The 20503-nt window shown below is 61.0% G+C and carries 18 protein-coding genes; 11 read left to right on the forward strand and 7 right to left on the reverse strand.

Annotation, left to right across the window (positions count from 1 at the left end):
* Positions 1 to 43: 43 nt before the first annotated feature.
* Positions 44 to 1048: an AraC family transcriptional regulator gene (locus tag LCH64_RS06135; protein ID WP_003220532.1), complete on the reverse strand. Its 1005-nt coding sequence runs from the start codon at positions 1046 to 1048 to the stop codon at positions 44 to 46.
* Between the two features lie 100 nt (positions 1049 to 1148).
* On the opposite strand from LCH64_RS06135, the gene LCH64_RS06140 reads away from it, so the two are divergent.
* Positions 1149 to 2222 (forward strand): fatty acid desaturase, encoded by a 1074-nt coding sequence (locus LCH64_RS06140; protein ID WP_226499756.1) that lies wholly within the window; start codon positions 1149 to 1151, stop codon positions 2220 to 2222.
* 103 nt (positions 2223 to 2325) lie between these two features.
* Here the strand turns inward: LCH64_RS06140 and LCH64_RS06145 are convergent, their stop codons facing one another.
* The 3 genes from LCH64_RS06145 to LCH64_RS06155 are packed head-to-tail and all read right to left on the reverse strand — an operon-like array spanning position 2326 to position 6360.
* Positions 2326 to 3936, reverse strand: a complete 1611-nt coding sequence (locus LCH64_RS06145; protein WP_226499757.1) for an arylsulfatase — start codon at positions 3934 to 3936, stop codon at positions 2326 to 2328.
* Between the two features lie 13 nt (positions 3937 to 3949).
* Positions 3950 to 4765: an ABC transporter ATP-binding protein gene (locus LCH64_RS06150; RefSeq protein ID WP_134785163.1), complete on the reverse strand. Its 816-nt coding sequence runs from the start codon at positions 4763 to 4765 to the stop codon at positions 3950 to 3952.
* The gene (locus tag LCH64_RS06155; protein WP_226499758.1) at positions 4762 to 6360 is read right to left on the reverse strand and encodes an ABC transporter permease; all 1599 of its coding nucleotides are present in this window, start codon (positions 6358 to 6360) and stop codon (positions 4762 to 4764) included. Before LCH64_RS06155 ends, LCH64_RS06150 begins: the two co-directional genes overlap by 4 nt.
* Before the next feature lie 408 nt (positions 6361 to 6768).
* Here LCH64_RS06155 and LCH64_RS06160 point away from each other — a divergent pair, with 408 nt between their 5' ends.
* Positions 6769 to 7782: an ABC transporter substrate-binding protein gene (locus tag LCH64_RS06160; RefSeq protein ID WP_226499759.1), complete on the forward strand. Its 1014-nt coding sequence runs from the start codon at positions 6769 to 6771 to the stop codon at positions 7780 to 7782.
* Between the two features lie 122 nt (positions 7783 to 7904).
* Here the strand turns inward: LCH64_RS06160 and LCH64_RS06165 are convergent, their stop codons facing one another.
* The gene (locus LCH64_RS06165; RefSeq protein ID WP_045122247.1) at positions 7905 to 8825 is read right to left on the reverse strand and encodes a LysR family transcriptional regulator; all 921 of its coding nucleotides are present in this window, start codon (positions 8823 to 8825) and stop codon (positions 7905 to 7907) included.
* Between the two features lie 180 nt (positions 8826 to 9005).
* Between LCH64_RS06165 and LCH64_RS06170 the strand changes: the two genes are divergently transcribed.
* Positions 9006 to 9926 carry a TauD/TfdA family dioxygenase gene (locus LCH64_RS06170; protein ID WP_103485228.1) on the forward strand — a complete coding sequence of 307 codons (921 nt, stop codon included), beginning with the start codon at positions 9006 to 9008 and terminating at the stop codon, positions 9924 to 9926.
* 107 nt (positions 9927 to 10033) lie between these two features.
* Here the strand turns inward: LCH64_RS06170 and LCH64_RS06175 are convergent, their stop codons facing one another.
* Positions 10034 to 11650: an alkaline phosphatase family protein gene (locus LCH64_RS06175; RefSeq protein WP_226499760.1), complete on the reverse strand. Its 1617-nt coding sequence runs from the start codon at positions 11648 to 11650 to the stop codon at positions 10034 to 10036.
* Positions 11651 to 11840: 190 nt separating this feature from the next.
* Positions 11841 to 12785, reverse strand: coding sequence for a LysR family transcriptional regulator (locus tag LCH64_RS06180; RefSeq protein ID WP_045122248.1), 945 nt, complete (start codon positions 12783 to 12785; stop codon positions 11841 to 11843).
* Between the two features lie 165 nt (positions 12786 to 12950).
* Between LCH64_RS06180 and LCH64_RS06185 the strand changes: the two genes are divergently transcribed.
* The 8 genes from LCH64_RS06185 to LCH64_RS06220 all read left to right on the forward strand — a co-directional run bounded on the left by LCH64_RS06185 (position 12951) and on the right by LCH64_RS06220 (position 20326).
* The gene (locus LCH64_RS06185) at positions 12951 to 15311 is read left to right on the forward strand and encodes a TonB-dependent receptor (protein WP_226499761.1); all 2361 of its coding nucleotides are present in this window, start codon (positions 12951 to 12953) and stop codon (positions 15309 to 15311) included.
* Positions 15312 to 15334: 23 nt separating this feature from the next.
* Entirely contained in the window at positions 15335 to 16678 is a 1344-nt protein-coding gene (locus LCH64_RS06190; protein ID WP_226499762.1) for an aryl-sulfate sulfotransferase, read from the forward strand.
* Between the two features lie 189 nt (positions 16679 to 16867).
* Complete coding sequence (locus LCH64_RS06195; protein WP_226499763.1) at positions 16868 to 17194, forward strand: hypothetical protein; 327 nt, start codon at positions 16868 to 16870, stop codon at positions 17192 to 17194.
* 162 nt (positions 17195 to 17356) lie between these two features.
* The gene (locus LCH64_RS06200; protein WP_003220556.1) at positions 17357 to 17680 is read left to right on the forward strand and encodes a hypothetical protein; all 324 of its coding nucleotides are present in this window, start codon (positions 17357 to 17359) and stop codon (positions 17678 to 17680) included.
* A 46-nt stretch (positions 17681 to 17726) separates the two neighbouring features.
* A complete protein-coding gene (locus LCH64_RS06205) occupies positions 17727 to 18062 on the forward strand; it encodes a hypothetical protein (RefSeq protein ID WP_226499764.1) in 336 nt (111 codons plus the stop codon).
* A gap of 274 nt (positions 18063 to 18336) precedes the next feature.
* A complete protein-coding gene (locus LCH64_RS06210; RefSeq protein WP_226499765.1) occupies positions 18337 to 19152 on the forward strand; it encodes an energy transducer TonB in 816 nt (271 codons plus the stop codon).
* Between the two features lie 45 nt (positions 19153 to 19197).
* Positions 19198 to 19923 (forward strand): MotA/TolQ/ExbB proton channel family protein, encoded by a 726-nt coding sequence (locus tag LCH64_RS06215; protein WP_003220564.1) that lies wholly within the window; start codon positions 19198 to 19200, stop codon positions 19921 to 19923.
* A 1-nt stretch (position 19924) separates the two neighbouring features.
* Positions 19925 to 20326 (forward strand): biopolymer transporter ExbD, encoded by a 402-nt coding sequence (locus LCH64_RS06220; RefSeq protein ID WP_003220570.1) that lies wholly within the window; start codon positions 19925 to 19927, stop codon positions 20324 to 20326.
* Positions 20327 to 20503: the final 177 nt, after the last annotated feature.

Genomic DNA, 20503 nt, shown 5'->3' on the forward strand with positions numbered 1-20503 from the left:
GCTCGCGAAGAGGCCAGTTGCTTCAGCACCAGTTCCGGATCAATCAACGCAACTGATCGCGAAACTGCCCCGGCGTCATCCCGGTCCAGCGCTTGAACGCGCGGCTGAAGCTGCTGGTGTCGGCAAACCCCAGCAGGTAGCTGACTTCACTCAACGAACAATGCGGATCGCGCAGGTGCAGCAGCGCGAGGTTTTCGCGGCTCTCGTTGAGCAGCGTGTCGAAGCGACAGCCTTCATCCGCCAAGTGCCGTTGCAGGCTGCGCAGGCTCAGGTGCAAGGCCTGTGCAATGCGTTCGGCGCTGGGTTCGCCTTCGGGCAGTTGCTCCTCGATGGCATCGCGCACCTTGCGCTCCCAGGTCAGCGGTTTGAGCTGGGCCAGGGTGCGTTTGAGCACCGCTTCGTTGTGTTCGGCCAATTCCGGGTTGGCGTCGTCGAGGTGGCTGTCGAAGTCGGCGAGGGCGAATTCCAGGCGATCTTCGGCGCAGGAGAAATGCACCGGGGCGCGGAACACCTTGTGCCACTGATGCGCATCGGACGGTTCGGGGCGACGCAGGTATACCGCCAGCGGCGCGTAATCGCGCCCAAGGCGATTGCGGCAGGTGCGCACGTAGATCGCGGCAAACGCGTCAATGGCTTCGAAGGCCGGCGCCGGATTGCCTGACGGAATTTTCAGACGGAACAGATAGCGGTCATCGCTGCGGCTCAGCTCCAGTTCCAGTGCATCGCTGACCACCGGGTGATAACGCACGATGCGCTCGAATACCTCACGCAGGCTGCCGCTGGCCACCAGCGCGTAACCCAGCGCATGGAACGTGGTCGGGCTGACGAACCGCGACACTCGCAGGCCGATCGCCGGATCCCCGCTGAACTGTACTGCCAGTTGCCACAGGCGCGTGGTGCCGGACAACGGATAACGCGCGTTCGGGTCGTCCATCAACTGTGGATCGAGCCCGGCCTGTTGACACAGGCCGAGACTGTCCAGCCCCAGCGCATCGAGTTGCTTGCGCAAGGCACGGGTCCAGCTGGCGAGAGAGGTCGGTTCCTTCATGCTGATTGGCGCTTCCGGTCAACAGGTTGGCGTTCACGGCTACCACCACTAAAGCATTAGCAAGGCAGGATGCGAACATCAATAACCAGAGGATGGAAGCATGGACCGTACTTCTGCAAGTCCCCCGCGACACAATGCTGCCCAGCGATCAGCGCATATTCGCGAAGTGGTGCTGGCCAAGGGGGTCGAACTGCGTGAGCGCTACCCGATTCTGCAGCATCAGGATGCCCTCGGCGCCGGCATTCTGGCCTTTGCCCTGGCCGGGATGATCGGCTCGGCGGCGCTGTACATCACTGGCCACATGGCGTGGTGGGTGTGCCTGCTGCTGAATGCGTTTTTCGCCTCCTTGACCCATGAGCTGGAACACGACCTGATCCACAGCATGTATTTCCGCAAGCAGCGCGTGCCGCACAATCTGATGATGGGTCTGGTGTGGCTGGCGCGGCCGAGCACGATCAATCCGTGGATCCGCCGCCACCTGCACCTCAATCACCACAAGGTCTCCGGCACCGAAACCGACATGGAAGAGCGGGCGATCACCAACGGCGAGCCATGGGGTTTTGCGCGCTTGCTGATGGTCGGCGATAACGTGATGTCGGCGTTCATCCGAATGCTGCGGGCGAAAACCTGGGCGCACAAATTCAGCACCATCAAGCGCAGCCTGAAGGTCTACGCGCCGCTGGCGCTGGCGCATTGGGGCGCGTGGTACGTGTTCCTCGGTTTTCATGCGGCGAATGGCATCGCCTACCTTATGGGCTCGCCGATTGAATGGTCGGCAACCACGCTGTCGGTGATGCAGGTGATCGACATCGCGGCAGTGGTGATCATCGGCCCGAACGTGCTGCGCACCTTTTGCCTGCACTTCATCAGCTCGAACATGCATTACTACGGCGACATCGAGGCGGGTAATGTGCTGCAGCAATGCCAGGTGTTGAACCCGTGGTGGTTATGGCCGTTGCAGGCGTTCTGCTTCAACTTTGGCAGCAGCCACGGGATTCACCATTTTGTGGTGAAGGAACCGTTTTACATCCGGCAGATGACCGTGCCGGTGGCGCACAAGGTGATGCGTGAGATGGGCGTTCGGTTCAATGATTTCGGCACGTTTGGGCGGGCGAACCGGTTTGTTCGTCGGGATGAAGTGGTAGCGGAGGAGGCGCGTACGGCTCAGGCTTGATGGTGAATTTGCGGGCCTCTTCGCGAGCAAGCCCGCTCCCACAGGGGAACGCATTTCAACTGTGGGAGCGGGCTTGCTCGCGAAGGCACCGGATCAGGCAACCTCAATCCGGCTGAAACGGCGAAGCACTGAGAATCACCCCGGTCTCCTCCACATACTGCTGCCAGTGCCCGATCAAGCTGTTGAGCTTGTCCGGCTGACGCGCCGCCAGATCATGAATCTCCCCCGGATCGCTGCTCAGATCATAAAGCTGCCAGGTCGCCGGCCCCACCGGCCCGGGAATCCACACCGCTTTCCACGACCCTTGGCGAATTGCCCGGCGGCCAAACAATTCCCAACCGGTGACGGTGTGCTCGTCGTGCACTTGCGCCGTCTCGCCGGACAAAAAGCCCAGCCACGATTTACCGCGCAGCGGCGCCACCGGTTTGCCGTGCCATTGCTTGCCCGGATGGCGCACACCGGCCAGATCGAGAATGGTCGGGGTGACGTCCATCACCGTGCCGAAACCGTGGCTGATCTGCCCTTTGAGCGGCAGTTGCGGATAGTGCAGCAGCGCCGGTACGCGAATCCCGCCCTCGGTGGTGAACGCCTTGAACAACCGTGACGGTGCGGTCGCCACCTGCGCCCAGCTCGGCCCGTACCAGACGTAGGAATTGGCGCGGCCGATGTTGTCGAGGCTGTTGTCGTAATGCTGATTGAGGTAGGTCAGCAGTTCCGGGCCGAACTTGGGAAACGCCTCCAGCAGTGCACCCTCGGCACCGTTGTCGGACATGAACAGGATGAAGGTGTTATCGAGTTGGCCCTGCTGGCGCAGGTAATCGACCACCCGGCCGATGTTCCAGTCCATGCGCTCGACCATGGCCGCGTAGACCTCCATGGCCCGCGCGGAAATCTGCCGTTGCTCATCACTCAGCGCGTCCCATTGCGCATTCAGTTGAATCAGCGGATGTGGCTCGACATCCGGCTCGATCAGCCCCAGCGCCTTGAGTTTTTCCAGGCGTTCGAGGCGCAGGACTTCGGGACCGGCGTCGTAGCGGCCACGGTATTTTTCGACCACCTCGGCCGGTGCCTGCAACGGCCAGTGCGGTGCGGAGAAGGGCAGGTAGGCGAAGAATGGCCGGCTCTGATCGCGCTCCTTGAGGTACTGCAGCAGCTTGTCGCCGAAGGCATCCGACGAGTAGAAATCCTTGGGCAATGCGTCGACAAAGGTGTCGTCTTCGATGTACAGCGCTGGCGTCGATTTCAGCAGGCCAGGCGTGTGTTCATCGTAAGTCGGCTCGAAACCATAGTGGTTGGCCGCACCCGGCAGCAACGAGAACGAACGCTCGAAACCGCGAGCCTGCGGCGCCAGTTCAGCGGTCAGGCCGAGGTGCCATTTGCCGCTCATCAACGTCTGGTAACCGGCCTCGCGCAGCAGCTCGGGCAGGGCCACAACGCGGTCGTTGAGATAGCCTTCGTAACCCGGTTTGCCGATCAACTCCGGGGTCAGCGCTTCGGCCATGGTGCCGATGCCGGCGATGTGGTGGTCGGTGCCGGTCAGCAGCATCGAGCGGGTTGGCGAGCAGGTCGGTGCGGTGTGGAAATCGGTCAGGCGCAGGCCGTTATTGGCCAGGGCATCGAGGTTCGGCGTGGCGATTTCGCCACCGAACGCGCCGATGTCGGAGAAGCCGAGATCGTCGGCCAGAATCACCAGAAAGTTGGGGCGTTGCGGCATCGAAAAGCTCCTCTCAGCAGGCAATGAACGACAGCGGCAGATCGCGGATCTGTACCGGCAGGCTCGGTTGGTAATGGTCGTCACTGGTCAGTTCGTGCAGCAGCTCTTCACGCAACTGATGGAAGTCGAAACTGCTGCGCTGACGCGGGTGCGGCAGGGCGATATCAACCACTTGCTTGATCCGCCCCGGACGCGGCTCCATCACCACCACGCGGTCGGCAAGAAAGATCGCTTCTTCGACGTCGTGAGTGACGAGGATCGTGGTGATTTTTGCCCGGTCACGGATCGCCAGCAGCTCGTCCTGCATTTGCTGACGGGTCAGTGCATCAAGGGCGCCGAACGGTTCGTCGAGCAACAGAATCCGTGGGCTGGCGACCAGTCCGCGAGCAATCGCCACGCGCTGGGCCATGCCGCCAGAGAGCTGGTGCGGATAGGCGCGGGTGAAATCGCGCAGGCCGACCAGATCGATGAAATCGTTGATGCGCTGCTGCTTTTCAGCGGCGCTCAATGGTTCGTTGACCAGGCCGAGGCCGATGTTGTCGGCCACCGTCAGCCACGGAAACAAACGGTGCTCCTGAAACACGATGCCACGCTCGCCGCCGATGCCGCTGACGGCTTTGCCATCGACGCTGATCTGCCCGCGAAACTGCGTATCGAGCCCCACCAGTAAGCGCAGCAAGGTGGATTTGCCGCAACCGCTGGAGCCGACGATGGCGACGAACTCGCCCTCGGCGATGTCGAGGTTGAATTCGCGAATCGCCTCCAGTTCGAAGCCGTCGACGTCGAAGGATTTGCCTACGTGGGTGAAGCTGACAATCGGTGCGTTCATGCGTGTCTCCAGCGAGTGGCGCGAATTTCCAGGCGTTGGCCGATGAGGTTGAGCAGGGCGCCGGTGAGGCCGACCAGGAGCATCCCGGCCATGATCAGGTCCATGCGCAGCAGTTGTTGGGCGCCGATCATCTGGCTGCCGATGCCGCCGTTGGATGGCATGAAATATTCGGCGCCGATGGTGCCGAGCCAGGCGTAGATCAGGCTCAGGCGCAGCCCTGCGAAAATCCCCGGCGCCGCACCCGGCAGCACCAGTCGACGCAGGCGCTGACCGAGGCTCAGGCGCAGCACCTGCGCGGCCTCGTTGAGTTGTGGCGAGAGGTTGGCGACGCTGCGCTGGGTGGCGATGAACAGCGGGAAAAACGCGGCGAGGGCGACGAACACCCACTTCGACAATTCACCCAATCCGAACCACGCGGTGAGCAGCGGCACCCAGGCAAAAATCGCGATCTGGCGGATGGCGGCGAGGGTCGGGCCGAGCAGCCGTTCGCTGGTACGTGAAAGCCCCAACAGCAGGCCGAGGGCGAAACCAAGTCCGCCGCCCAGCAGCAACCCGCCAAGGGTACGACCGAGGCTCAACGCCATGCCGCTGATCAGGGTGCCGTCGAGCAGACCGTTCCTGGTCGTTTCCAGCACTGCCAGCGGGCTGACCAGGATGTTCGCATCGACCCACTGCTGATCGCTCGCCACTTGCCAGACGCCAATCAGGCCCAATGGCAACAGCCACGGTTGCAGCCGCTGCCAGCCTTCATAGCGCGGGCCACGGCGGATTTCCGCAGTCGCCGGGTGCGGCCAGTGCACCAGTTTGCGGTCGAGAAAACCGATGCCGCGATCCATCGCTACACCGAACACACCGATGACCACGATGCACACGAACACGATGTCGAGCATGAACAGTTGCCGTGCCCAGACCATCAGGTAGCCGATACCTTCGCTGGACGCCAATAGCTCCACCGCCAGCAATGAAGTCCAGCCAGCAGCCAGGGCCAGACGCACGCCGGCCATGAACGCCGGCAGTGCAGCGGGCAGCACCAGGCGCCGGATCAGCAGGTACGACGGCAGACGCAATACGGCGGCGGCTTCGCGTAGTTTCGGTTGCGCATCACGAACGCCGACCAAGGTATGCAGAGTCACCGGAACCACGATAGCCTTGATCAGCACCACCAGTTTCAGCACTTCGCCGATGCCGAAAAACACCATGAACAACGGAATCCAAGCCAGCGTCGGCACTTGTGCCAGACCGGCGAACGTGGGGAAAACCAGGCGCTCGAGACGCCGGCTGAAGCCCAGCGCAGCACCCAGCACCGCGCCCGCAGAGATCCCTGCCAGCAAGCCCCAGAGCAGGCGTTGCAGGCTGATCCACAAATGACTCCACAGCTCGCCCTGGGACAGCTCGATTGCGCTGTTCCACACCAGCGATGGCGCCGGCAGGATCTGCTCGCTCATCCATTGATTGCGCGCGGCCAGCCACCACAGCGCGAACAGGCTGATCGGCAGCAGCCATGGCAGCAGACGTTGGTTGAGGCTCGGCCACGCGCGCCGGCTTTTCAGAGGTGGCGCGGGCAGCGGCAGGCTGAGCAGGGAATCACGGGCCATGGGTGACCTCCGTTGTCGGGTTGCATGGCGAACCGCTGTGCCTGTGTGGGAGTGGGCTTGCTCACGAAGACGGAGTGTCAGGCGCCGGTGATGGCGAATGACACGGCCTCTTCGCGAGCAAGCCCGCTCCCACAATTGGCTAGCGGTGTATGCAAAATCGATCTATAAAAATTCAAATCAATTCTATTGAGAGATAAGCCAGACCATTTAAGGCTTGCAGCGCGACGCGCATCCAATGCATTCGAAGAATATTTTCGATGCTGTTAATGCATACGCCGCTGCAGCCCGCGTCATTGCTTGCTTAGCGTCAAAAGCTATAGAAATGTGCATTTTTAGTATTTAAGCGAAGGTCATGCTTCGGCCTACTTTCGGCTCCTCAACGCCCGTCGTGATCAAGGAGCCGCACCCATGAACCTTCCCTTCAAACGAGTCTTCAGTCTGTTTGCCATCCCGGCATTGGCGGGCCTGTTGGCGTTAACCGTGCAGGCCGACGAGCTCAAGGAAATCAGGATCGCCGTGCCCGACCTGAGCGCCGGCACCCAGCATAGCGGCGGCGGTGTGGTGGACGTGCTGCGTGATCGGCAGATCTTCGAAAAAGCCTTCGCCGATCAGGGCATCAAGATTCAATGGAGCTTCTTCAAGGGCGCCGGGCCGGTGATCAACGAGGCGTTTGCCAACGGTCAGGTCGATCTGGCGTATCTGGGCGACCTCGCGGCGATCATCGGCAAATCCAATGGCCTCGACACACGTTTGCTCAGCGCCAGTGCGCGTGGGGTGAAACAGTATCTGGGCGTGGTGCCGGGGTCGGGGATCAAGACCTTGCAGGATCTGAAAGGCAAGCGCGTGGCGATCTTCCGTGGCACCGCCACCCAGTTGTCGTTTGATGCGGCGCTGGCCAGTCAAGGCTTGAGCGAGAAGGATCTGAAGGTGATCAATCTCGACTTCAGCGGGGCCACCGCCGCGCTGGCGGCCAAGCAGATTGATGCGTCGTGGGGCAGCTCAGGTCTGGCCGCTTTGCAGAGCAAGGGGCTGGCCGAATTGCCGCTCAACACCAAGGACCTGGGGGGCGCCGGTAGCGTGCAATCGGTGCTGGTGGGGGCCGGCAAGTTTGTCGACGGGCATCCTGAGGTCGTGGCGAAACTGCTCAAGGCGCAGCAGCAGGCGGTGGATTGGCTGACCCAGGACAGCAACAAGGATGCCTACGTGCAGCTGGTGTCGGGGCTGGCAAGTTATCCACCGGTGATCCTGACCCAGGACCTGCAGGATCAGAAACTCAGCGAAGTGTTTCCGTCGACGCTGGACCCGGTATTCCTCGGCAAATTGCAGGACTCGGTGGATCTGGCGGCGCAGCAGAAGCTGATTCGCAAGCCGTTCAAGGTCAGCGATTGGGTGGCGCCTGAACTGGCGGCGGCCAAGCTCTGAATTTTCGGCGTCTGGACGGGCCTCTTCGCGAGCAAGCCCGCTCCCACAAGGATCTTCAGTGAACACAGATTGTGTATTCACAACGGTCCCCTGTGGGAGCGGGCTTGCTCGCGAAGGCGTCCTCAAACCGCGACGCTGACTTCCTGCTTGTCCACCGCCACCAACGTCTCGATCATCGCCCGCGCTGCCGGCGACAAGCGAAACCCGGTACGGCTGACAATCCCGCAGCGCGCGTTCATGCTCTCCAGATTCTGCGGCAGGTTGCGCCAGTGCAGCAGCGCCAGTGAACCCTGGGCAATGTCCTCGTAAAACGCTTCTTCCGTACCGATGCCGATGGCATTCGATTGCAGCACCACTTTCACCAGCGCCGGGAAGTGCTCGGTCTCGATGGTCGGGGAAAAATCGATCCGGCCGCTGAGGTTCGCCAGCAGTTTGCGAATCCCCGGCGGGATCAATGTGGTCGCCAGCGGGTAGTCGAACATGTCGTTGGTCGACAGGCTTTCCTTGGCCAGCAGCGGGTGCCCGGGCCGGCAGAAGAACACGCCGCGCTTGGGCGTCAGGGCCTGCGTCTGGAAGTTCGGGTCGGCTTCGAAGTGGCGGATGTCGGCGATGAAGAATTCGATCTCTTCACGGCTCAGCGCACGGCTGAGTTTTTCCCAGTTATCCACCTGAAAACAGGTGCGCACTTTCGGGTGCGCGTTGATGAATTGCGCCACCGCATCCGGCACCAGTTTCACCGCCGGGGCCGGGCCGCAGCCGAAGTGCAGCTCACCGGCATCGAGCTTGGTCATCTGCGTCACTTCGGCGCTGAGCAGCGCCGCGCCTTGCACCAGGGTCAGGGCGTGTTGCAGCACCACCTGGCCTTCGGGCGTCGGGCGCAAATCCTTGTTGCCGCGATCCACCAGCACACAGCCGAACTCTTGCTCCAGCCCTTGAATGCTGCGGCTGAACGCCGGTTGAGTGATGCCCATGGCGTCCGCCGCACGGACAAAACTGCGGTGTTCGTTGAGGGCGATGAAGTAGCGCAACTGGCGAAGATCCATATGCTTTTCCGGCATCCTAAAAATAGCTCGAAGGCATTTGCGACGAGGGTTGCTTGAGGTTTTAAATGCAAGCTCTTATTCCGTCAACGAAGCATGTGAATATCTATTAGATGTAAATGGAATATAGATAGAGCGATGTTTCGCTGCCGCCAACCGCAAGCAGTCGATGAGGGTCTACCCATGAGCAATGCCGCACTCGCTGTAAAACCCGCTGTCCACGCGCTGGAAATCCACCCGGTGGCCGGCCGTATCGGCGCCGAGATTCGTGGCGTGCACCTGTCCGGTGAACTGGACGCCGCCACGGTCGAAGCCATTCAGCAAGCGCTGATCCAGTACAAGGTGGTGTTCTTCCGCGAGCAGACCCAGCTCGACGATCAGCGCCAAGAAGCCTTCGCCCATCTGCTCGGCGAGCCCGTGGCGCATCCGACCGTACCGGTGCGTGAGGGCACGCGTTATCTGCTGGAACTGGACGGGGCCGAAGGCCAGCGCGCCAACTCCTGGCACACCGACGTGACCTTCGTCGACGCCTACCCGAAAGCCTCGATCCTGCGCTCGGTGGTGGCGCCGGCCTTCGGTGGCGACACCCTGTGGGCCAACACCGCGACTGCGTACAACGAACTGCCGACCGAACTGCGCGAGCTGGCGGACAAACTGGTCGCCGTACACAGCAACGAATACGACTACGCCGGGGCCAAGCCGGACGTGTCGCCGGAGAAGCTTGAGCGCTATCGCAAGATCTTCACCTCGACCGTCTACGAGACCGAACACCCGGTGGTGCGCGTACACCCGATCAGCGGCGAGAAAAGCTTGCTGCTGGGGCACTTCGTCAAACGCATCAAGGGGTATTCGCAGGCCGATTCGGCGCACTTGTTTGGCCTCTTGCAGAGCCATGTGATTCGTCAGGAAAACACCGTGCGCTGGCGCTGGAAGGCCGGTGACGTGGCGATCTGGGATAACCGTTCGACCCAGCATTATGCGATTGATGATTACGGCACCCAGGATCGCATCGTGCGGCGGGTGACGCTCAAGGGGGAAGTCCCGGTTGGGGTTTCGGGGCAGCGTAGTCAAACCATCAAAGGTGCCGAGCTCGTCGGCGTCTGATCGGGCCTCTTCGCGAGCAAGCCCGCTCCCACAGTGGAAATGTGTTGAACACAGTGGATGTGAACGACACAGAACCCTGTGGGAGCGGGCTTGCTCGCGAAGCTCTTTCACCAAACGCCAATCTGCACGACTTTCTCGGTCTCAGGCTCGCCATAGCGAAACCGCTGCCCGCGCAAATCGATCTCCTGATGACTGATCGTGGTCCGCCGCTTCAAACCGCGCACCCATTCGAACAGATACCCCGCATGCTCTTCGCGCACCGCCGCGTATGCCGGGTCCTCACCCAGATCGCGCAACTCCTGCGGATCATTCAGCAGATCAAACAACTGCGGCCGGAAGCCGTCGTACGCCAGGTATTTCCAGCGCTCGCTGCGCACCATGGTCATGCGGCAGCGGTCGATCGGCTGGCCAAGTCGCTCGCGCGCCGGGGCCTGAAAGGCGTAGTCGTATTCGCTGATCGCGTAGCGGCGCCAGTCGGGATTTTCGCCGTGCAGCAGCGGGATCAGCGAGCGTCCTTCCAGGCGATGCTCGGCCCCCGGCAGGCCCAGGGCCTGGAGAAACGTCGGCAACGCATCAATGGTTTCCGCCAGCCGCTCATCCACCGTACCCCGGGTGATATCCGCCGCCGCGCGCGGGTCGCGCACGATCAATGGCACGCCCACCGCTTGCTCCAGCAAAAACTCCTTCTCGCCCAGCCAGTGGTCGCCGAGAAAGTCGCCGTGATCGCTGGTGAACACGATCAGCGTGTCATCCCACCTGCCGTTGCTCTGCAGAAAATCGAACAGCCGCCCGAGTTGATCATCCACCTGCTTGATCAGGCCCATATAGGTAGGGATTACATTCAATCGTACTGAATCACGGGAGAAGTTGAGGCTTTCCTCATGTTGACGAAACGCCGTGTATACGGGGTGTTTGCTGGCTTCGGAGGGCGTCGCGCGGACCGCTTCGAGAATCGATTTCGTACTGTACAAGGCGTGGTATGGCGCCGGTACGATGTAGGGCCAGTGCGGTTTGATGTAGGAGAGGTGTAAACACCAGGATTTATCACCTTGCTCGGTGATGAAGTCGATGGCTCGATTAGTAGTGTAGACAGTCTCAGAGAACTGCTCGGGAATTCGCGCTGGCAAATGCGCATGACGCATGTGCCAGCCGCTGAGGATTTCGCCGTTCTCGCCTTCGGCGGCGTTGGCCCAGTCGTGCCAGGGATTGCGCCCGTCGAAACCCTGCTCGCGCAGGTAATGGGTGTAGGGCGCGGATTCGCGCTTGTCGTCGAACAGCGGGTCGTCGGGGAAGATCCCGTCGTGGCGAAAGTACGGTTCGAAACCGACCTCGTTGAGCACCTCGGCCTGTGCGCTGTCCGGGTTGATCGCCAGGCGCTGCAGGGCATCGACATTGGCCGTGGCGTGGGTCTTGCCGACCAGCGCGGTGCGAATGCCGTGGGGGCGCAGGTAGTCGCCGATCGTCAGCTCTTCCAGCGGCAACGGCACGGCGTTCCATGCGACCTGATGGCTGCTGACGTAGCGTCCGGTATAGGCCGACATCCGCGACGGGCCGCAGATCGTGCCTTGGGTGTAGGCACGGCTGAAGCGCACGCCGGCGGCGGCGAGGCGATCGATGTTCGGCGTGTGCAGATGCGGATGGCCATAGCAGGACAGGTAATCGCGGCGCAGTTGATCGCACATGATGTACAGCACATTGCGCACGGGGCTTTGCGGGTTGGGCATGGGGTTCACCGGTCAGAAAGACAGGCGAGGGTTGTCGCTTTCGGCAGGGGTGTTCGGCAAGTGCATTTGGGGAATGGGTTTTATGCAGTGGATGCATCGGTGTGAGTGGCGACGCCTTCGCGAGCAAGCCCGCTCCCACAGGAGTACGCATTCCAAATGTGGGAGCGGGCTTGCTCGCGAAGAGGGTGGCTCAGACGGCAAAATTCTCCAGCGAACACACCTCATCATCCACCGCATCAATCGCCTTGATCTGCTCAATCATCGCTTCAGCCAGCGGCGACAACCGATACCCCGCCCGACTGACAATCCCGTAGCGGGTGTACAGCTCTTCCAGGTCATCCGCCAGACCCTCGATCCGCAAACACACCAGCTCACCCTTGGCCTGATGCAGCGCATCGGAATACGCCCCGACAATCCCGATCGCATCCGAGCGCAGCACGACGCCGAGCAGGCTTGAGCTGTTTTCGCATTCGACATTGGGGGTGAAATCCGGGCGGCCGCTGAGGTCGACGATGACCTTGCGCAGGTTCGGCGGACGAATGCTCACCGCCAGTGGATAACTCATCAGCTGCTCGGCCGAGACCCGTTCAAATGCCGCCAACGGATGCCCGACACGGCAGCAGAAATGCCATTTGCGCGGGCGTAACCGATAGGTGAGGTAATCCGGATCGGCCTCGAAGTGCCGGGTGTCGGCGACGAAGAATTCGAACTCTTCGCTGAGCAGGCGTTTGCTCAAGCTCTGCCAGTCATCGACCTGAAATTGCACCCGCGCTTTCGGGTAGCGTCCGATAAACGCGCCGATCGCGCGCGGGATCAGTCCGGCTGCCGGCGCCGGGCCGCAACCGAAGCGCAGCTCGCCCGCTTCCAGACCATTGAACTGGCTGATCTCGTTGGCCATCTGCTGCGCGCCGCTGACCAGTCGCCGCGCGTGTTCTAGCAACACCTGGCCCTGCTTGGTCGGCGGTAGATCCTTGCGCCCGCGATCGACCAACTGACAGCCGACGCTGTGCTCCAGCGCCTGAATGCTGCGGCTGAACGCCGACTGCGACAGGTTCACCGCCTGCGCGCCGGCGACGAAGCTGCGTTGTTCGGCGAGGGCGATGAAGTGTCGAAGTTGGCGCAGGTCGATATGCATTTTTCACATAAAAAATATCCGGGAAATGCATTGGATATGCATTAGGTCGACTCCTTATAAAGGCAATCTCTTATGCAGTAAATATTTGTAAATCCATAAATAAATAACTGAAAAGAATATGCAGCACTGAAGATGTCTGTGTGTTTTTTGACCAGGAGCCGCGCCATGAGTCCGTTGAACCTTGCGTCACCCTTAACGCCACGACGGCTCAAACGCCTGCCTCTGGCCCTGTTGCTGGCGGGGAGTGCCAGCTGGACTCACAGCTACGCCGCCGACGCCGAAACTCCGCCACCGGCTCCCGCCGGCAAGCCTGCGGCCAACAGCTCGCAGCTGGAGACCGTGACCGTCACCACCCGCCGTCGCGAAGAAAGCTCGCAAGACGTGCCGACACCGATGAGCGTGGTCAGCGGCCAGACTCTGGAGACGCAGCGCGTTTACCGGATTCAGGATTTGCAGCAACTGGTGCCGAGCGTCAACGTCGCCTACATGCATGCGCGCCAGTCCAGCGTGTCGATTCGTGGCCTCGGCAACAACCCGGCCAGCGACGGTCTGGAGGGAAGTGTCGGTCTGTACATCGACAACGTGTATCTGGGCCGTCCGGGGATGGCGGTGTTCGACCTGATGGACATCGAACAGCTCGAAGTCCTGCGTGGGCCGCAGGGCACGCTGTTCGGCAAGAACACCACCGCCGGGGTGATCAACATCAGCACCCGCGCGCCGACATTCACCCCTGAGCGCAGCATCGAAACCTCGTTCGGCGAGGACGGTTATTTCCAGACCAAGGGCACGATTTCCGGGCCGATCAACGATGAGCTGGCCGGACGTTTTTCGGCCTATCGCACCCGCAGCGACGGCGACATCAAGAACGAATACAACGGCCATGATTTGAACGGTGGCTCGCGCGATGGCTTCCGCGCGCAGTTGCTGTTCAAGCCCAACGAAGACTTCAACCTGCGCTGGATCGGCGACTACAACGAAGAGGACTCCAGCGCCGGCACCCGCGTGCTGTACAACACCGGGCCGACCATCAATGGCGTCAACCTGTACCAGTCGCGGGCCGATGCCGCCGGTGCGACGTTGGTCAACGGCTCGCACCGCAAGGTCAATCTGGACAACGATCAGCACGTCACCGTGCATCAGGGCGGCACGTCGGTGGAGGCCAACTGGACGCTGCCGAGCGATTTCACCCTGACCTCGATCAGCTCCTACCGCTTCTGGAATTTCACCCCGGCCAACGACGACGGTCTCAACGTCGCGGCGACCTACAACGCTGGTGTCTCGGTGGAGGACAAACAGTACTCGCAGGAATTTCGCCTCGCTTCGCCCAAGGGCGAGTTCTTCGATTACGTGGTGGGTGCGTACTACTTCGGCTCGGATCTGGACAACAAATCCTTCGCCTATTACGGCCCGCAGGCCGACATCTGGAATGGCACGCCACGGGGTGCGCTGGCGAACGTCGACAGCGTGGGCAACGGCCATATCAAGACCGACAGTTTCGCGTTGTTCGCCCAAGGCACCTGGCACCTGACCGAGCGCCTGGATTTCACCGCCGGGGTGCGCGGCACCTATGAAGAAAAAACCGCCTGGGTCACTCGCGATGCACCAGTCGGTGGCGCTGCGGTGACCGGTGCCGCGGCCACTGCACGACGCGGACGCACTGGCGCCTACGATTCCGGCGATCTCAACCAGTACAGCTCAAGCCCCTCCGGGTTGCTCAACCTCAGCTACCGCATCACCGATGATCTGCTCGGCTACGCCACGCTGTCCCACGGCGAAAAATCCGGTGGGGTGAACCTTGCGGTGGGTTCGGCGCCAACCGCTGGCGCCGACTCGCTGTTGATCGGCACCGAGCGCGCCAACAACGCCGAACTCGGCTTCAAGAGCACCCTGTGGGATCGGCGTCTGCAGCTGAACGCCAACGTGTTCTGGACTCAGGTCAACGCTTACCAGACCAACGCCTACGACGACGTCAACCGCGTGCAATACCTGACCAATGCCGGCTCGGTGCGCTCGCGCGGCGTCGAATTCGAAAGCACGGTGATCCCGTTGCGCGGCCTGACGCTGAACTTCAACGGCTCGTACAACGACGTCAGCTACCTCTCGTACAAAGATGCGCCATGCCCGCCGGAAATCAGCCAGGCCCCGGGCGCACCGGCGTCCTGCGATCTCAGCGGCCACCAGGTGGTCGGCGCTTCCAAATGGATCGGCAACGCCAACGGCGAATACAAATGGAATCTGGCCAACGGCTTCGAACCCTACGTCACCGCCAGCTACGCGTTCCGCTCGAAAGCGGTGGGCACGGTCGAAGATTCCGACTACGGGCAGATCCCGAGCTACGCGGTGGTCAACCTGTCCACCGGTCTGCGCGGTGATTTCAATCAGGGCCAGTGGGACGTTTCGCTGTGGCTGAAAAACGCCTTCGACAAGACCTACTACACGACCCTGTGGACCGGCGGCAACGGCGGTTATGAAGGCCTGCTCGGTACGCCGCGCACCCTCGGCGTTACCGGTCGCTACGACTTCTGATCTGTCATTCAAGGAGCTGCATCATGTTGCCAGGCAAAACCGCTTTAGCGCTGTTGTTATCCGGCGCAGTGTCAAGCACCGGGGCGCTCGCCGCCCCCAGCGTGTACCCGACCGGCGTCACCCGTTATGACCCGGACAAGGCGTTCAACCAGTACGTGATCTTCAGTGGCGCCGACAAGCAGACGCACCTGATCGACATGAACGGCAACGAGGTGAAAACCTGGCCGCAGGCGGGTTTCCCATCGGCGATCATCGACCCGCAACTGGTCGGCGGCGAGCGCGGGCATGTGCTGCTGCAACTGAGCGACAAGGATCCGGGCAAGCTTGGCTCCGCCGGTAATGGCCTGGGCAATCAGAGCGTCGGCGAGCTGGACTGGAACGGCAAAGTCGTCTGGCAATGGGGCGACAAGGCGCCCGGTGGTGCGGCGCAGCAACACCATGACCAGCGGCGCCTGAGCAACGGCAACACCGTGGTGCTGGCGAATAAGGTGCACCAGGTCAAAGGCTTCAAAGTGCCCGAGGTGATCGACGATGCGATCTATGAAGTCAGCCCCGACGGGCAGCTGAAATGGCAGTGGCTGGCCTCGGAACACCTGAACGAATTCGGTTTCACCCCGGAGCAATTGAAGCTGGTACGCGCCAGCGATAACCCGGATTACCTGCACATCAACAACCTCAGCGTGGTCGGGCCGAACAAGTGGTTCGATGCCGGTGACAAACGCTTCAACCCGGACAACCTGTTGCTTGATTCGCGCAACGCCAACTTCATCGCGATCATCGACAAGCACAGCGGCAAAGTGGTCTGGCGCCTCGGTCCGAACCTGCCGCTGATCAACCCGAAAACCGCGCAGAAACTGCCGCGTCCGGTCGATCAATTCGTTGGCCAGCACGACGCGCACATCATCCCGGCCGGGCTGCCCGGCGCGGGCAACCTGCTGGTGTTCGACAACCAGGGTTCGGCGGGGTATCCGAACGTCACCCTCGGGCTGATTTCCGGCTCGCGGGTGCTGGAAATCGATCCGCTGAAAAATGAAATTGTCTGGCAGTACAGCGCGGCGAATTCGCAGCAGCCGGGGTGGGCCTTCTACAGTTCGTTCATCAGCAGCGCGCGACGCTTGCCCAACGGTAATACGCTGATCGACGAAGGCATGAACGGACGGTTTTTCCAGATCACGGCCAGCGGTGAAAACGTCTGGGAATACGTCAGCCCGTATCTGGGCAAAGCGCCGGGCAGTGACGCGATCAGCAACTGGGTCTATCGGGCGTTGCCGGTGAGTTATGACTGGGTGCCGGCCAGAACTCCGCGTTCCGAGACTGCGGTTGTCGCCCCGACACCGTCCGCGCTACAAGTCAGCGTCAGTCGTTAGTTGAAAAGGAATTAATGCTCGAATGAATGGCGATAAGTTATGTGGGAGATGAATAGTGCTTATTGCAATTTCGTTGAAAAGTCGCGTGGACAATAAGTGAATGGCCAACCATCCTGAATGTCGTGAGTTTCCAGGAGGAAACTTGCTCTCATCGGAAGACACTTATCCAACGATAAAGGAAATCTCGTTATGTCGAGCATTAATGGCAATTATGTAAACGCTAACGCTGGCGCCAAACTGACGATTACCGATGGCAACGACTCCAACGGCACCTTCAGCGGCAAGTTCAGCCAGAACGGCGTGAACTACGACATCGCTTACGGGCATTACCATTTCCAGAACAGCACCGGGCAGCCTACGATCATCACCTTCGCGGCCCTGAACGACGGCACGGGTTATCAGTCCTGGACGCTGTTCTCGCCGGATCACAACTATTCGAAAGTTCGTGCGGTGGGTTCGCGTGCCAACTTTGATGGTGATGTTGTGGGGCTGGCTGGAGAATTTATCAAACAGTAAACTGGAATCACAAAAAAGCCGCCGTGCTATTTAAGCTCGGCGGCTTTTTCTTACACTCAATAAGTCGTTTTCATGTCTATCGTACTTCCTTTGGATGACAGAGTTTGCTTGTTCTTGATTCTAAGATCGCTGCGAACTTCATCACTCGATCAGGATGCGTACATGCAAAACGGACTTTATTCCAATACCCTTGATGGTCCCTCTCTGACCATTGTCGATTCCGATGATCGCACCGGCGTCTTCGGTGGCACGTTGCATCACGAAGGCGTCAACTACAGCATCGTCAACGGTCGTTATTCCAGCCTCAACGGCTATCAGCCTCCCACCGTGGTTTCGCTCCTGGCAGCTAACCAGGATCACGGTTACTTCGCCTTGACCCTGTTTTCGCCAAGCCGTGGCACCCACGAACTGCGCGGCCACTGCGTGCGAGTCACCTACGACGGTGCGGTCAGCACGTTGCCCGGTGACTTGCTGCGCAATGCCTGAGGCGCCCGCTGTCTCCCTTCAAATGAACCAAGCAAGGATGCTGCACATGTCCACGATCAACGGCGTTTATCGCCACGAGCCTTCCGCGACAACGTTGACCCTGACCGAGGGCGATGACCGCACGGGCAGTTTCACCGGCACATTGTCGCTGTCCGGGATCGACCACCCGCTCGCGTTTGGCAATTTTCATTTCAAGCACGGCTTTTCAACAGGCACGATCGCCATCTCCTTCAGCACGCAGATGACCGATGGCAGGCGACAAGCGTGGGTAATGTTCTCCGCCGATCAGACCTATGCACGCCTGCGTGCAATGGGTAGTGCGGCCGACCTGTCAGGGGATGTCGCGCTGACCGGCCTGGAATTTGTCCGACAAGAGCCGTGAAAAAGCCCGGATTGAACGGTTTTCGCATGCCTTCGCCGAATATTTTTAATGCTTGAAAAGCATTGTAAATCTGCGCCCGGACGCTAGCCCTTGCCGGCCGCGGCTTCGCGACATTCGGCAGAAATTTATATTCTTAAAAAGCCTAAGCACATCAAGAAAAGTTACTTTCGGAGATAAGCGATTACTCCAATGATTCACCCAACGACCGGTCGCCCGGGGGATGTTTGCGGCGACCCGTCGGGTACTTCGCAAAGAGACCGCAGGGAGTGAATCAATGGGCAATGTCCAGACCGCCGCCAGTGCACAGGAGGTGCTGTGGCGCCAGGCACCGAGTGGCGAATTGGTCGATCTCGGCCGGCCTCATCGTGTGCCGCTGGGGCAGCTGCGTTTGCAGCGTGCGCCCAAGGGCATTCTGAGCCGCCGTGAAACCATTCTGCTCGGCGTGCTGGCGCTGCTGGTGCACGGCGCGGTGATCTACTGGATCAACCAGCATCCGACGCCGGCGTTGCCGATCGTGCCGCCGGAAATTCCGCCGATGACCATCGAGTTTTCGCGGCCGGCGCCACCCGCGCCGCCGGTGGTCGAACCGCCGCCACCGGCACCGGTGGTTGAGCCACCGCCGCCGGTTGAAGACGAGTTGGCGGTGAAGCCGCCGCCACCCAAACCGATTCCCAAGCCCAAGCCGAAACCCGTGGCCAAACCGGTGCCGAAACCGGCACCCAAAGCGCTCGAGCAGCCTCCGGCGCCGCCACAACCGGCCGCTCCGGTCGCGGCCCCGGCACCGCCCGCGCCACCGGCTCCCGCGCCAGTGACACCGGCCTCGGCCAACGCGGCGTACCTGAAGAACCCGGCGCCGGAATATCCATCGCTGGCCCAGCGTCGCGGCTGGGAAGGCACGGTGATGCTGAGGGTGCACGTATTGGCCAACGGCAAGCCCGGTGAGATCCAGATTCAGAAAAGCAGCGGTCGGCAGCAACTCGACGATGCGGCGCTAAGCGCGGTCAAGCAGTGGAGCTTTGTGCCGGCCAAGCAGGGTGATGTCGCCCAGGACGGCTGGGTCAGCGTGCCCATCGATTTCAAGATTCATTAAACCGAAACCTATTTCGCGCTAAACGTTTACACGAGGGAATACATCATGACGTTACTGGCCTCTCCACTGGAATCCATCGAAAGCGCGGTGATCTGGCTGCTGGTGGTTTTTTCCGTTGCCACCTGGGGACTGGCGCTGCTCAAGGCTGTGCAGTTCGGTCGTCTGAAGGCGCAGGATCGCAAGTTTCATAAACGTTTCTGGGCGGCGTCGAGTCTCGACTCCGCCGCCGAGTTGAGCGAAACCCAACCCGGCGCTGCCGCTCGGGTGGCACAGGCCGGTTATGCGGCGATCCAGGTCGGCGAAGCGCCACAGGCCAATGACCTGAGTCAGGCGATCAACCATCAGGATCGCCTTGAGCGTGCTTTGCGTCAGCAGATCGTCCGCGAACGGCGTTCGCTGGAAACCGGTCTGGCGGTGGTCGCGAGTATTGGCAGCACCTCGCCGTTCATCGGTCTGTTCGGCACGGTGTGGGGAATCATGGAAGCGCTCAAAGGCATCAGCGCGGCAGGCTCGGCGAGCCTGGAAACAGTCGCCGGTCCGATCGGTGCGGCACTGGTTGCCACCGGAGTGGGGATCGCGGTCGCCGTGCCGGCAGTGCTGGTTTACAACTACTTTTTGCGGCGTCTGAAACTGACGGCGGCGGATCTGGATGACTTCGCCCACGACTTCTACAGCCTGGCGCAGAAGAGTGCGTTCCGTGTGCTGATCCACCCGACTGCAAACAAGGTAGCGGCACCGGGCAACGCAACAAAAGTGAAGGAGGCGTCCTGATATGGCCTTCTCCACGCAAGACAGCGACGAGGTGCTGAGCGAGATCAACGTGACGCCGCTGGTGGACGTGATGCTGGTGCTGCTGGTGGTGTTTATCGTCACCGCGCCGCTGCTGACCAACGCGATCCCGATCAACCTGCCGAAGACCGAAGCGGTAGCACCGGTCGAGCAGAAAGATCCGCTGGTGGTGAGCATCGACGGCGCCGGCAAACTGTTTATCAACAAGGATGAAATCCAGCCGGACTTGCTGGAATTCAACCTCAAGTCGGCCAAGGCCAAGGACCCGGAAGTACGCGTGCAATTGCAGGCCGACGACGGGGTGAACTATGGCGAAGTGGCGCGGGCCATGGCCTCGATCGAGCGGGCAGGCATTACCAAGTTGTCGGTGATCACTGCGCGGTAACAGGATTTACGTTTTTCCGGGGCCGTCTCCTTGGCAGGGTGCGGCCCTTTTTTTATCCCGCAAAACAAGCCTCACCAGCGATTCATTGTGGGAGCGGGCTTGCTCGCGAAGGCGCTGGGTCAGTCAATTTATCTGTGACTGAAAGAATGCATTCGCGAGCAAGCCCGCTCCCACAGG

Origin of the sequence: Pseudomonas sp. MWU16-30322 (assembly GCF_020515535.1) — a bacterium.
GTDB classification, from domain to species: domain Bacteria; phylum Pseudomonadota; class Gammaproteobacteria; order Pseudomonadales; family Pseudomonadaceae; genus Aquipseudomonas; species Aquipseudomonas fluorescens_H.